Origin of the sequence: Thermohalobaculum sediminis (assembly GCF_023487995.1) — a bacterium.
GTDB lineage: Bacteria > Pseudomonadota > Alphaproteobacteria > Rhodobacterales > Rhodobacteraceae > Thermohalobaculum > Thermohalobaculum sediminis.
Genome location: NZ_JAMFKN010000009.1, coordinates 61,753 through 74,098, shown reverse-complemented (window position 1 = coordinate 74,098; position 12,346 = coordinate 61,753). Strand labels below are relative to the sequence as shown.

At 68.5% G+C, this 12,346-nt stretch carries 13 protein-coding genes; 5 read left to right on the top strand and 8 right to left on the bottom strand.

What is annotated here, in order from left to right; all coding sequences use genetic code 11:
• Positions 1 to 2 precede the first annotated feature (2 nt).
• The 5 genes from puhE to bchJ all read left to right on the top strand — a co-directional run bounded on the left by puhE (position 3) and on the right by bchJ (position 5,330).
• Positions 3 to 908, top strand: a complete 906-nt coding sequence (gene puhE, locus M1105_RS16610; protein WP_249581499.1) for a putative photosynthetic complex assembly protein PuhE — start codon at positions 3 to 5, stop codon at positions 906 to 908.
• Between the two features lie 3 nt (positions 909 to 911).
• Positions 912 to 2,135, top strand: a complete 1,224-nt coding sequence (gene hemA, locus M1105_RS16605) for a 5-aminolevulinate synthase (protein WP_249581498.1) — start codon at positions 912 to 914, stop codon at positions 2,133 to 2,135.
• A gap of 71 nt (positions 2,136 to 2,206) precedes the next feature.
• The gene (locus M1105_RS16600; RefSeq protein WP_249581497.1) at positions 2,207 to 2,986 is read left to right on the top strand and encodes a spheroidene monooxygenase; all 780 of its coding nucleotides are present in this window, start codon (positions 2,207 to 2,209) and stop codon (positions 2,984 to 2,986) included.
• Positions 2,987 to 3,103: 117 nt separating this feature from the next.
• Complete coding sequence (gene bchE, locus M1105_RS16595; RefSeq protein ID WP_249581496.1) at positions 3,104 to 4,726, top strand: magnesium-protoporphyrin IX monomethyl ester anaerobic oxidative cyclase; 1,623 nt, start codon at positions 3,104 to 3,106, stop codon at positions 4,724 to 4,726.
• Between the two features lies 1 nt (position 4,727).
• Positions 4,728 to 5,330: a bacteriochlorophyll 4-vinyl reductase gene (gene bchJ / locus M1105_RS16590; RefSeq protein WP_249581495.1), complete on the top strand. Its 603-nt coding sequence runs from the start codon at positions 4,728 to 4,730 to the stop codon at positions 5,328 to 5,330.
• Between the two features lie 124 nt (positions 5,331 to 5,454).
• Here bchJ and pufC read toward each other — a convergent pair whose 3' ends face one another.
• From pufC to bchY, 8 genes are all read right to left on the bottom strand, one after another.
• Positions 5,455 to 6,486, bottom strand: coding sequence for a photosynthetic reaction center cytochrome PufC (gene pufC, locus M1105_RS16585; protein ID WP_249581494.1), 1,032 nt, complete (start codon positions 6,484 to 6,486; stop codon positions 5,455 to 5,457).
• 12 nt (positions 6,487 to 6,498) lie between these two features.
• Positions 6,499 to 7,470 (bottom strand): photosynthetic reaction center subunit M, encoded by a 972-nt coding sequence (gene pufM, locus M1105_RS16580; protein ID WP_249581493.1) that lies wholly within the window; start codon positions 7,468 to 7,470, stop codon positions 6,499 to 6,501.
• Positions 7,471 to 7,484: 14 nt separating this feature from the next.
• Positions 7,485 to 8,309: a photosynthetic reaction center subunit L gene (gene pufL, locus M1105_RS16575; protein WP_249581492.1), complete on the bottom strand. Its 825-nt coding sequence runs from the start codon at positions 8,307 to 8,309 to the stop codon at positions 7,485 to 7,487.
• A gap of 105 nt (positions 8,310 to 8,414) precedes the next feature.
• Entirely contained in the window at positions 8,415 to 8,615 is a 201-nt protein-coding gene (pufA, locus tag M1105_RS16570) for a light-harvesting antenna LH1, alpha subunit (protein ID WP_249581491.1), read from the bottom strand.
• Between the two features lie 10 nt (positions 8,616 to 8,625).
• Entirely contained in the window at positions 8,626 to 8,775 is a 150-nt protein-coding gene (gene pufB / locus M1105_RS16565) for a light-harvesting antenna LH1, beta subunit (RefSeq protein WP_249581490.1), read from the bottom strand.
• A gap of 172 nt (positions 8,776 to 8,947) precedes the next feature.
• On the bottom strand, positions 8,948 to 9,187 hold the full coding sequence (locus M1105_RS16560) for a hypothetical protein (RefSeq protein WP_249581489.1): 240 nt from the start codon (positions 9,185 to 9,187) through the stop codon (positions 8,948 to 8,950).
• Between the two features lie 94 nt (positions 9,188 to 9,281).
• On the bottom strand, positions 9,282 to 10,730 hold the full coding sequence (gene bchZ, locus M1105_RS16555; RefSeq protein WP_249581488.1) for a chlorophyllide a reductase subunit Z: 1,449 nt from the start codon (positions 10,728 to 10,730) through the stop codon (positions 9,282 to 9,284).
• Positions 10,727 to 12,343 carry a chlorophyllide a reductase subunit Y gene (bchY, locus tag M1105_RS16550; RefSeq protein ID WP_249581487.1) on the bottom strand — a complete coding sequence of 539 codons (1,617 nt, stop codon included), beginning with the start codon at positions 12,341 to 12,343 and terminating at the stop codon, positions 10,727 to 10,729. The genes bchZ and bchY overlap by 4 nt, the downstream gene beginning before the upstream one ends.
• Between the last annotated feature and the right edge of the window lie 3 nt (positions 12,344 to 12,346).

Sequence of the window (12,346 nt, the reverse complement as noted above, 5' to 3'; positions counted from 1 at the left end):
CCGTGCCCGTGACGCAACTCTGGCTGCCCGTGCTGTTCGCGCTGTTCGTCTGGTGGTTCTCCACCGGCGCGATCTTCTGGCTGGCGCGGCGGGGCGAGGCGGCGCGGTCGATGACGGTGACGGGCGCGACGGTGCTGCTCGCCCTCGCGCTCGCCTGTGCCAAGGGCATCCGGGACGACACCGCCATCTGGGCGGCCTTCGTCTCGTTCGCCTGCGGCGTCATGGCCTGGGCCTGGATCGAGATCGCCTTCCTGTTCGGCGCCGTCACCGGCCCGCGCAAGCAGCCCTGCCCGCCCGATGCCGGGCCGTGGGGGCGCTTTGCCTACGCGGTCGCGGCGATCCTGTGGCACGAGCTTGCGATTCTCGGGCTCGGCACGCTGATGGTCTTGTTGAGTTGGGGGCATCCCAACCAGGTCGGCGCATGGACCTTCGTGCTGCTGATGGGGATGCGGCTGTCGGCCAAGCTCAACCTGTTTCTCGGCGTGCCCTACCCGCCGCGCGAGCTGCTGCCCGCCGATCTTGCGCATCTGGGCAGCTTCTTCCGCACGGCACCGCTCAATCCCCTGCTGCCCGTGGTAATCACGGCAGCGACCGTGCTGCTGGCGCTGGTCGGCTGGCGGGCCAGCGAGCCGGGGCTCGACCCGTTCCACGCCGCGGCCTACGCGCTGTTCGGCACGATGCTGGCGCTGGGCATCGTCGAGCACTGGCTCCTCGTGCTCCCAGTGCAGGAAACGGCGCTGTGGAAATGGTTCCTCGAGGGCGGCGGACGCGGCAAAGCGTCCCCTGCGGCGACGGGGATGGTCGACATCGACGCGCAGACCGCTTACGTGACGTCCAAAACCGGACACCGTTCGGGGGGTGCGCGCACCCTCGCGGGCGGGATGCCGGCACCGATACAAGGGGGATGACCCATGGACTACGAAGGCTTCTTCCGCGACCGCATCGCGAAGTTGCACGACGAGGGGCGCTACCGCGTCTTCTGCAATCTCGAGCGGCACCGTGGCGCCTTCCCCCGCGCGACACGCCGGACCGGCAACGCGCAAAGCGACGTGACCGTCTGGTGCTCGAACGACTATCTGGGCATGGGCCAGCACCCGAAGGTGCTCGCGGCGATGCACGAGGCGCTCGACCGCTGCGGCGCGGGCGCGGGCGGCACGCGCAACATTTCGGGCACCAACCACTACCACGTCCTGCTGGAACAGGAGCTGGCGGACCTGCACGGCAAGGAATCGGCGCTCCTGTTCACCTCGGGCTATGTCTCGAACTGGGCGGCGCTGGGGACGCTGGGCTCGATGCTTCCGAATGCGGTGATACTCTCGGACGCGCTGAACCACGCCTCGATGATCGAGGGCATCCGGCACAGCCGCGCCGAGAAGGTCATCTGGAAGCACAATGACGTGATGGACCTCGAGCAGAAGCTCGCGGCGCTCGACCCCGCGCGGCCGAAGATCGTGGCCTTCGAGTCGGTCTACTCGATGGACGGCGATATCGCCCCGATCGCCGAGATCCTCGATGTCTGCGAGGAATACGGCGCGCTCAGCTACATCGACGAGGTGCACGCGGTCGGCATGTATGGACCCCGCGGCGGCGGCGTGGCCGAGCGCGAGGGGCTGACGGACCGCATCACGGTCATCGAGGGCACGCTGGGCAAGGCCTTCGGCGTGATGGGCGGCTATATCGCGGCCTCCGCGGCGCTTTGCGATTTCGTGCGCTCCTACGCCTCGGGCTTCATCTTCTCGACCGCCCTTCCCCCCGCGGTGGCCGCCGGCGCGCGGGCCGCGATCCGGCACCTCAAGGAAAGCTCCGAGGAGCGCGACCTCCAGAAGCTGCGGGTGGCCCAGCTTCGCGCCCGGCTCGACCAGATCGGCATCCCGCACCTGCCGAATCCCAGCCACATCGTCCCGGTGATGGTGAAGGACCCCGTCAAGTGCAAGTGGCTGTCCGACCTGCTGCTGGACGAATGGGGCGTCTACGTGCAGCCGATCAACTACCCCACCGTGCCCCGCGGCACCGAGCGGCTGCGCTTCACGCCCGGCCCGCTGCACAGCGAGGCCGATCTCGACCATCTCGCCACCGCGCTGGAAGCGCTGTGGGCGCAGTGCCGCCTCGCGCGGATGCCGCGCGCGGCGCAATAAACGCGCGTCGGCCCTGAATTCTCTCTCCTCCGAGCCTGCTTGCCGGCTCGTTTCTTTTCCGGGGGGCGGCGATGGACCAGCGGACGGGAACGATCGGGGATGCGCCGCACAGCGCGCTTTCCGGTCACGCCCCCGCGCGGCGCACCGGGCAGGAGGCCGGGCGACAGGTCGTCAGCCTCAGCGTCTTTCGCTTCGACGGGCTTGCCTCGCGGCTCTGGGCATTCGGGCAGATGGGCCTCGCGCGGCGGCCGCTGTCGCGCACGCCCGGCATCGGCTTCGCCAAGCTGATGGGCACGGGATCGGGGCTGAACTTCGACCCCTGGCCGAATTTCGGGGTCTGGGCGATCCTCGCCACATGGCCCGACGCCGCCACCGCTCGCGCGGCGATGGACCGGGGCGTGTTCCGCCGCTTTCGCGCCCGTGCGGCCGAGCAGTTCACCGTCTATCTCGCGCCCATCCATTCCACCGGCCGCTGGTCGGGCTTTGCGCCCTTCGAGGCCGCGCGGTCCGAATCTCCGCCCGCGCCGCTGGCGGTGCTGACGCGCGCCTCGGTCAAGCCGCGCCATGCCCGCGCCTTCTGGCGCAAGGTGCCCGCGATCAACGCTCAGATCGGTGCCGCGCCCGCGATGCTGTTCCGCATGGGCATGGGCGAGGTGCCCTGGCTGCATCAGGTCACCTTCTCGATCTGGCAAAGCGCCGAAGCCATGCGCGCCTTCGCCTATCGTGGCGACGGCCACCGCACCGCCATCGCCGATGCGCGCGCGGGCGACTGGTTCACGGAGGAGCTTTTCGCGCGGTTTGCCGTGATCAGCCATGACGGGACATGGGAGGGGCGCGACTCCCTCGCCTGACCCGAACAAGTTTCACTTTGGGATCATCCCCGCGGCATGACTTATGTCAATGTGTCGTGACATATTCCACTGTCAGACTTCCGCAATGGCATTTTCCCGGCGGGAGGGAACCGACCCATGCGCATCGTCCTCGTCCACCCCAACTACCACTCCGGCGGCGCCGAGATCGCGGGCAATTGGCCGCCCGCCTGGGCCGCCTACATCGCCGGCGCGCTGAAGGCCGCGGGCTATTCGGACGTGCGCTTCGTCGATGCGATGACGAACGACCTCACCGACGACCAGATCCGCGCGGCGCTCGCCGACGCCCGTCCCGACGTTGTGGGCGTCACCGCCATCACCCCCTCGATCTACAAGGCCGAGCGGGTCTGCGAGATCGCCAAGGAGGTCAGCCCCGCCATCGTCACCGTGCTGGGCGGCGTTCATGCGACCTTCATGTACAACCAGGTCCTGTCCGAGGCCCCCGCCGTCGATGTCATCGTGCGCGGCGAGGGCGAGGAGATCATCGTCGAGCTGATGCACGCGATCGAGGCGGGCAACTGGCTGGCAACCCGCAACGCCGTGAAGGGCCTCGCCTTCCGCGACGGCGAGCGGATCGTCGCGACCCCCGCCGCCTCGACGGTCAAGAAGCTGGACGCGATCAGGCCCGACTGGTCGATCCTGCAATGGGAGAAATACATCTACATCCCGATGGGTTGCCGCGTCGCGATCCCGAACATGGCGCGGGGCTGCCCCTTCACCTGCTCGTTCTGCTCGCAGTGGAAGTTCTGGCGCGACTATCGCATCCGCGACCCCAAGGTGGTGGTGGACGAGATCGAGGATCTCGTGACCAACCACGGCGTCGGCTTCTTCATCCTCGCGGACGAGGAGCCCACCATCAACAAGAAGAAGTTCGTCGCCTTCTGCGAGGAGCTGATCGCCCGCGGCCTGCCCGACAAGGTGCAATGGGGCATCAACACCCGCGTGACCGACATCCTGCGCGACGAGAAGGAGCTGCCCCTCTATCGCCGCGCCGGGCTGATCCACATCTCGCTGGGCACCGAGGCCGCGAGCCAGCTCAAGCTCGACCTCTTCAACAAGGAGACGAAGATCGAGCAGAACAAGCGCGCCATCCAGCTTTTGCGCGAGAACGGCATCGTCACCGAGGCGCAGTTCATCGTGGGCCTCGAGAACGAGACCGCCGAGACGCTGGAGGAGACCTACCAGATGGCACGGGACTGGAACCCCGATCTTGCCAACTGGTCGATGTACACGCCCTGGCCGTTCTCGGACCTGTTCCGCGACCTAGGCGACAAGGTAGAGATCTTCGACTTCGAGAAATACAACTTCGTCACCCCGATCATAAAGCCCGACGCAATGGACCGCGCCGAGCTCCTGGACCGGGTGATGAACAACTACCGCCGCTTCTACATGCGCAAGGCGCTGTTCTCCTACCCGTGGCAGGGCACCGGCAAGCGGCGGCGCTATCTGCTTGGCTGCCTCAAGGCGTTCCTGAAGTCGGGCTTCGAGCGCAAGTTCTACGACCTTGGCAAGGTCAACTACTGGGGGCCGCAGTCGAAGAAGAAAGTGGATTTCCACTTCGACCGCTCGCGCAGGATCGCGCCCGCCCAGATGGCCGACTGGGAGGCCGCGGCCGACCGCTCGCGCAAGGCGAAGGCGAACATGGCCGCGGTCAAGGCCTGCGGCGGCGGGCCGGCCGGCGAGTTCGAGATGCCGCAGGGCGCGGGGATGGACGCAAGCTGAGATGACTGCCACCGCCCACGGGCATGCCGGCCTGGTCGGGCCGAACGCCATCACCCAGCTTGGCGCGGCGGTCGCGCGCCACCATGGGGCCGAGGCCGCGCGCGCCCTGTTCGGTGCCGCCGGCCTCGCCGCGCATTTCGCCGAGTCGCCACAGGCCATGGTGCCCGAGACCGAGGTGCGCGCCCTCCATTCCTGCCTCTGGCAGCGGATGGGCGACGAGGAGGCAGCGCGGCTGTCGTGGGAGGCAGGCTTGCGGACAGGCGACTACCTGCTCGCCCATCGCATCCCGCATCCCGCGCAACGACTGCTGCGCTGGCTGCCGCCGCGCCTTGCCGCGATGGCGCTGATCGCGGGGATCCGGCGGCACGCCTGGACTTTCGCGGGCTCGGGCAGCTTCTCGGCGCGGGTCGGGCGCGGCTGCACGGTCTCGATCGCGGGCTGCCCGATCTGTACCCGCGGCGCGGGCGGCGGACCGGTCTGCGTCTTCTACACCGCCGTCTTTCAGGGGATCTTTCGCGCCCTCGTGCACCACCGCGCGCAGGTGCGCGAGACCGCCTGCGAGGCCGAGGGCGCGCCCGCCTGCACCTTCGAGATTACCTGGTAGCTCACGGCCCCCTCGCAACGCCCCGACGTGGAAAGGGCGGAGCACCCTCGTGCCCCGCCCCTCCGACATGGCGATGTCAGGTGTACCCCCAGCCGCGAACCCGCGCCCGGGGGATGTCAGGCCCTCAGTTCGCCCCCGGCGCCTGCAGTTCGGGGAAGGTTTCCAGCATGCTCACCCCCATCAGCGGCTTGTTGAGGCCGTTGTGGCAGGTCGCGCAGCTCGCCTTGGGTGCGTCGCCCTCGGCGCCGAGTCGGTGGGCCGGGTAGACCGGCTGCAGCGGCTCGAGGAACTGGCGGTTGAGATCCCGCGACAGGCGGATCCCGTGCCAGGCCACGGCCCGCTGCGGCGGGCTCTCGGCCCACACCGCGAAGTCGCGGCTGTTGTGGCAGAAGGTGCAGTTGACGCCCAGGCTTTCCGACATGTGGTTCATCAGGGAGTAGGTCCACTCGGTCGACTTGATCGTCTGGGTGTTGACGCCATCCGGCAGCGCCCGGTTCGTCTGCACGCGGATCGGGTGATCCTCGAGCAGGAAGCGGGTAAGCGGATCGGTCGGCAGCGACATCGAGCCGATCCCGGGCGCGTTTTGCCCGTCGCGCCAGCCCAGCGCGGGGCCGGTGCGGGTGGTCGACAGGTCCGTGAACCAGATGTTCTCCGGCACCGGGTTGCCGCGATGGCAGGTGTAGCAGGTCACGCCCACTGCCCCCACGTGATCCTGCCACTGCGAGTTGATGTGCTGCGTCATCTGGATCATCCGCCGCGAGACGATCTTGGCGTAGTTGTCGTCCGAGGCGAAGTTGCCGTCGTCGTTGTGGCAGTAGGCGCAACCCTGCTCGGGGCTCACCCATTCCGTGATCTGCGCCATCAGCCGGGTGAAGTTGGCATCCGAGAGGTCCCCCAGCACCTGCACGTTCTCGTAGATCTCGGACGCCTTGGTGGTGTCCTCGGTGTCGCGGTCATAGACCGGCTCGGGCGCCACGTTCGCGGCCAGCAGCGCGGCCTTGTCGTCGGCGAAGGCGAGTTGCTCCATCGCCACGCCGCGATAGCCCACCTGGTCCACCTCGACCGGGGTGCGGGGACCCACGACCCAGCCGAAGAACACGATGGCGATGAAGCCCGAAAGGGTCAGGATCGCGATGCGTGTGTCACTTCTTCTCATGATCCCTCTCCCTCAGCCTGCCGCCGCCGGGTCGACCGCGGACGGATAGACCGCCGGGTAGCTCGGGGCGAACTGGTGATCGACGGCCCACTGGTACCAGTTGTCGACAACGGTTCCGGTCAGCAGGATGCCGATGCCGCCCGTCAGGGTGACCAGCACGGCGAACCACCAGGCCCAGCGGTGGATCGACTCCATCGTGGCGTTGAAGCCCATGGTCCAGCGCCAGAACAGCGCCGCCCTCTCGGAGGCCGTGCCGCGGTCGACGATCTGCTCGATCTCGCGCTCGCCGCCCAGCCGGCTCACCGCGAGGATCGTGGCGCCGTGCATCGCGAACAGCACCGCCGAGCCGTAGAGGAAGGCGATCGAGAGCGCGTGGAACGGGTTGTAGAAGAGGTTTCCGTAGCGGATCGAGAAAGCCGCGGTCCAGTCCAGATGCGGGAAGATGCCGTAGGGCACGGCTTCGGCCCAGGACCCCATCAGCAGCGGCCGGATGAGACCCAGCACCAGGAACAGCCAGATCGCCGAGGCAAAGGCCCAGCAGACATGCTTGCCCATCCCCAGCGCATGCGCCCGCTCGTAGGTCCGCATCCACCAGGCGATGACCGAGATCAGCAGGAACAGCGACGAGATCATGTACCAGCCGCCCTCGTTCAGCGGCGGCATGGACAGGCCGTGCTCGGGCCCCGGCGGCTCGAGCGCGAGCCAGAAGAACTGGCGCAGGAACTCGAGGATGTCCCAGTTCACCGACGCCAGCATGTTGAAGCCGATGATGTTGAGCGAGAGCGTCCCGAAGATGATCGAGGTCAGCCCCAGCCCCCCCAGGTAGATCGGCCCGATCTGCGCGTTGCCGATCTTGCCGAGCCAGTAGTTGAAGCGCCCGGTCCCGGTCCGCTTCCACGAGCCGCGGGGAAGGGCGACGCCTTCCTCGGCCGGGCCGCGGACCTGCACCTGCGTGAAGATGTTCTGATATTCGATGCTGGTCATTGGTCAGTCCCCCATCAGCCCCAGACCGGCAGGTCGAGCCACCAGTTCCACCACTCGGGCCAGCCGCGGGTCCAGAACGGCCCCGAGATGACGATGCACACCGCCGACCAGAACGCCGCCGACAGCGCCAGGAACAGGCCGAGCCGGTGGATGCCGAGCGTGCCGACCGAGTAGCCGATGAAATCGCGGAAGAAGGTGTCCTCGTGCTCGGGCGTGCGGACGGGCTTGCCCTTCTCGGGGTTCACCGCCGAGAGCACCAGCGAGCCATGCAGCGCCAGCGCGAAGGCGTTGGCGAAGAAGAAGCTCACCGCGATCATGTGCGCCGGGTTGTAGTGGAAGTGCAGGTACTGGTAGCCGACGTTCGACACCCAATCGAGGTGGCTGAAGATGCCGTACGGGAAGCCGTGCCCCCAGGCGCCCATCAGCAGTGGCCGGATCACCACCAGCGTGACGTAGGCGAGGATCGCGAAGCTGAAGGCGAAGGGGATGTGCAGCCCCATGCCCAGCTTGCGGCTGATCTCGGCCTGCCTCAGCGCCCACGAGGCGAAGGCGCCGATCGCGCAGATCGTGATGACCTGCCACAACCCGCCTTCCTTCAGCGGCGCCAGCGCCAGCCCGTATTTCAGGTCCGGCGGCGCGATGTTGATGGTCCAGGGATTGAACGTCCCCTGCAGGGCTGCGCCGTAGAAGATCAGGGCGGTCCCCAGCACCGAGAAGAAGATGGTCGTCACCCCGAAGAAGCCGACATAGAACGGCCCCACCCAGAAGTCGAACATGTCGCCGCCGATGAGCGTCCCGCCCCGGACGCGGTATTTTCTTTCAAAGCTGAGCAAGGCCATGGTTGGGTCCTCCGGATCCGCCGTGCCCAGGGGCGCGCGCGGTCTCGCATCGCCATTCGTTCGGCCGCGGGCGGGAACGGCCCCGCCCGCGGCCAGTCTCGGGCGTCAGCCGATCAATGTCGCCGGCGCCTCGATCACCGCCGACTGGTCGAGCGAGGCGGTCTTGTCCTCCTCGAGCCAGTTGAAGCGGTCGGTCGAGAGCACGACGAGATGGATCATGACCGCCAGGGCGAACAGGAAGATCCCCTGCACCACCAGGACGGTCCGCGGGTCGAAGACGAGCCAGATCTTGTAGAACTTCTGCATCATCGCCTCCTCAGACGAACCACGGTTTCCACATGAACGTCAGGATGTGGGCGACCACGGCGACCCCGGTGAAGAGAGTGAAGCCGCTCATGTAGACTTCATGAAAGTCCTTCGCCTCTTCGTCCGTCAGCCCCGTGAGGGAGCCCTTTTCGTCAGCCATTCGAACAACCTCCGGCTGATGGCCACTCGGGCCGATACCGCACATCCCGTGCGGCTGGGGCGGACGAACGGCCTGTCGGCCGCCGTCCTTCCGCCCGGCGAGATGCCGGGCGAATGCCTCGTCCGCCAGGGTCTGCCGCGGCGCCCGCCGCGCTCCCCCGGCGCCCTTCGCTTCAATGCATGAAGGCGAAGGGGATGAAGGTGTTGGCCATGTGCACCGCGTCGGCGACGATGCCGCGGCGCGGGGTCTCATGGACCGAGTGGAAAGGCTCGCGCCCGGGGATCAGCCGCTTCGCCAGCGCCACAACCAGGAAGGCGGGCAGGCTCGCCCAGAACATCACCCGGAAGTCGCGCGCCTTGGCGCGGGCGAGCCGCGCGGGGTCGATCGCGTCGTGCTTGAGTGCGTGATCCATCGGCCTCCTCCTCGTCGTTGAGGGCACATGGCCCCTTGTCGTTCCGATGCGCCAGAGCCCCTGACGGGTTACCGGCGCCTTTGCCCCGCCGCCCTCAGGCGGCCACCAGCTCGCCCGCCCGCGCGACATGCGCGGGGGCGACCCGGCCTGCGTTCTCGCCCCGCGCCGCGGCCTCGGCCGCGTCACGCAGCCGCCGGGCGGCCGAGATGCGGGTGAGCACCGGGAAGGCCTCGACCCGCGCCTCCAGCGCAGCCCGCGCCTCGTCGTCCCAGGGGATCTCGTGATGCACGCGGCTCGGCGTCGCCTCGACGCGGTCGAGTTCGGTCCCCAGCGGCAGGATGTGGAACAGCGCATCGAACAGCGCGTTGCAGCATTCCTGCACCAGGTAGGTGGCGCCCGCGTAGCCCATGAAGGGCGTCCCCGTATGACGCCGGATGATCGCGCCGGGGAAGCTCGCGGGGATGAAGACCGCGCGCCCGCCCTTCTCGGCCAGGTACATCCGTTCGTTGTAGGAGCCGAACAGGATCAGGGGCGTGCGTTCGTGCACGGCGCGGCGCACCGCCTCGTTGTCGGTCTTGGCGCCTGCATGCCGCGCGATGGCGAAGTTGCAGGGCATCCCCATGTCGTCCTCGAGGAAGTGGCGGATGCCGCGGGCATAGGTCTCGCTCGCCACGATCCCGAAGCTCGCGGTGCCGTAGAAATCCTGCGTGACCGAGCGCCACAGGTCCCACAGCGGCTTGATCGTCGTGTGCTTCTCGCGCGCGATGAAGGGCTCGGGGTCGAGGCCTGTGAGCTCGCCCAGCTTGCGCAGGAAGGCGGTGGTCGAGCTGAGCCCGATCGGCGCCTGCAGATAGGGCCGGTCGAGATCCTCGCACAGCATCCGCCCGAACTCGCGGTAGAGGCAGACATTCACCTCGGCGTCGATCAGCCGGCCCACGTCGGCGAGGTGACTTCCCAGCGGGAACACCATGTTGACCTGTGCGCCGATCCCCTCGATCAACCGGCGGATCTCGGCGAGGTCCGAGGGCATGTTGAAGGTGCCGTAGATCGGGCCGATGATGTTGACGCGCGGCGCTTCGCCGTCCTTGCGCGGCCGGGGCTTCGGGGCCTTGCCGCCCTTGAGGCCGAACTCCGTCCACAGCCAACGCAGGGCGCGGTCGGCCGATTGCCACTGGTCCTCGTCGATGGTGCGCGGCAGGAACCGCTTGATCGAGGTCCCCTCGGGCGTCACGCCGCCGCCGATCATCTCGGAGATCGAGCCGGTGACGACCACGGCGGGCTCATCGGGCCTCAGCGTGCCCCAGGCGCGCTTCATCGAGCCTTCGGTGCCGTCGCGCGAGAGTTCTTCCTCGCCCAGCCCGGTCACGACGATGGGCAATTCGTGCGGCGGCAGCGCGTCGGTGTAGTGGAGGACCGAGGTCACCGGCAGGTTCTCGCAGCCCACCGGGCCGTCAATGATGACCTGCAAGCCCTTGATCGCCGTGAAGGCATAGACCGAGCCCCAGTAGCCCCCTGCCCGGTCGTGGTCGAAGATCAGGGTCATGTCCCGATCTCCTCTGCCCGGCCCTGGCGGGCGCGCAGCTTCTCGACCTGGCGGGCGTATTTCTGGCGGAAGTCGGGGCGGTCCCGCGGCACGTCCTCCCAGACGCCCGCGGCATGACCCTCGCCCACGCCTTCGAAGAAGTCGCGCATCGCCTCCATCCGCCCCTTGCGGGCGATGGCGGTGTTGACGACGACCCCGAGGCTGCCGGCGCCGGCCGGTCCCATCAGCGGCCGGGCCGAGATGAGGTTGGTGAAGTAAAGGCCCGGAATGCCGCGCGCCTTGGCCTTCTGCACCACGGGCGTCGTGCCGATGGCGAGGTCGGGCTGGAATTCCTCCATCGCGGCGCAGTCGTGTTCCAGCGAGGCGCGGAAGCGGACATGAACGCCCCTGGCCTCGAGCCACTCGCGGTCATGGTCGGACCACGGCGTGCGCGGGCAGGCGGTGCCGACATAGCGCACATCTGCGCCCGACTCGATCAAGAGGCGCGCGACGATCAGCTCGGACCCCTCGTAGCCCGACAGCGTGATCCGCCCCTTCACCGGCGCCGTTTCCAGCGCCGCACGCACCGCGGCCAGCATCGCGTTCTTCGTGGCGTCGATCCGGGCACGGGCGACACCGCAGGCATGGCCGATCCGCTCCAGCCAGTCCTGGGTGCCGTCCGCCCCGACGGGGGCCGAGCCGACGATCGGCCGCCCCGCAGCTCTGAACTCGCGGAAAGACGCGGTGTAGAAGGGATGGATCGCAGCGACCGCGGCGCAGTCGAGCGCGGCATAGAGCTCGCGCCACTCGCGGGTCGGTACGACCGGGCCGGCCGAGAGCCCCATGGGTTCGAGCATCCGCCCGATCATCATCGGGTCGGCCGGGAACATCTCGCCCACCAGCGTGACGCCGGGCAGGTCGCTGCGCGTGCGGGGGGCCGCGACCGGGCCCTGCATCGCCTCCTCGCGCGCGTATTTCAGCATCGCGCCGGCCAGCACGTCCTTGGCCTCGGCATGGGTCGGCACGCCGAAGCCCGGCACGTCGATGCCGACGATGCGGACGCCGTTGATCTCCTTCGGCAGCAACTGCAACGGCACGCCCGAAGCCGTTGGCACGCAGAGGTTCGTGACGATCACCGTGTCATAGAGCGCGGGGTCCGCGAGCTTGTGCACGGCGTCGCGGATGTCCTCGAACAGCTTGCCGGTGACCAGCGTCTCGGAGTTGAAGGGCACATAGCCCACCGTCCGCCGCGCGCCGTAGAAGTGCGAGGTGAAGGTCAGCCCGTAAACGCAGCAGGCGGAACCCGAAAGAACCGTCGCGGTGCGCTGCATCCTGAGGCCCACGCGCAGGCTGCCGAAGGCCGGGCACATCGATTGCGGCTTGTCGTGCGGGCCGGTGGGATAATCCTCGGCATAGCGGCCCAGGACCTCAGCCTTGCCCGCGGCTTGCGCCGCCGAGCGCATCTGCTCGGCCGGGGCGTGACAGCCGGTGGCGGGGCGCTGCCCCGGGCTTGACCCCGGGCCACCTTCGGCCCGGTCGCGCGAGGCAGGCGCCGGGCTGTCCAGCGGGACGTCTCCCGCACGGTCATAGACCACCTCGGCCCGGCCCTCGTCGATATGGTGGCGCTCGTCCATCAC

Excerpts from the sequence above, each read along its gene's own strand:
- pufA (WP_249581491.1), bottom strand. The coding sequence starts at position 8,615 with ATGCAGAAGTTCTACAAGATCTGGCTCGTCTTCGACCCGCGGACCGTC.
- bchJ (WP_249581495.1), top strand. The coding sequence starts at position 4,728 with ATGACTGCCACCGCCCACGGGCATGCCGGCCTGGTCGGGCCGAACGCC.
- M1105_RS16600 (WP_249581497.1), top strand. The coding sequence starts at position 2,207 with ATGGACCAGCGGACGGGAACGATCGGGGATGCGCCGCACAGCGCGCTT.
- pufM (WP_249581493.1), bottom strand. The coding sequence starts at position 7,470 with ATGACCAGCATCGAATATCAGAACATCTTCACGCAGGTGCAGGTCCGC.
- pufC (WP_249581494.1), bottom strand. The coding sequence starts at position 6,486 with ATGAGAAGAAGTGACACACGCATCGCGATCCTGACCCTTTCGGGCTTC.
- bchY (WP_249581487.1), bottom strand. The coding sequence starts at position 12,343 with ATGGACGAGCGCCACCATATCGACGAGGGCCGGGCCGAGGTGGTCTAT.
- M1105_RS16560 (WP_249581489.1), bottom strand. The coding sequence starts at position 9,187 with ATGGATCACGCACTCAAGCACGACGCGATCGACCCCGCGCGGCTCGCC.
- bchE (WP_249581496.1), top strand. The coding sequence starts at position 3,104 with ATGCGCATCGTCCTCGTCCACCCCAACTACCACTCCGGCGGCGCCGAG.
- pufL (WP_249581492.1), bottom strand. The coding sequence starts at position 8,309 with ATGGCCTTGCTCAGCTTTGAAAGAAAATACCGCGTCCGGGGCGGGACG.
- pufB (WP_249581490.1), bottom strand. The coding sequence starts at position 8,775 with ATGGCTGACGAAAAGGGCTCCCTCACGGGGCTGACGGACGAAGAGGCG.
- bchZ (WP_249581488.1), bottom strand. The coding sequence starts at position 10,730 with ATGACCCTGATCTTCGACCACGACCGGGCAGGGGGCTACTGGGGCTCG.
- hemA (WP_249581498.1), top strand. The coding sequence starts at position 912 with ATGGACTACGAAGGCTTCTTCCGCGACCGCATCGCGAAGTTGCACGAC.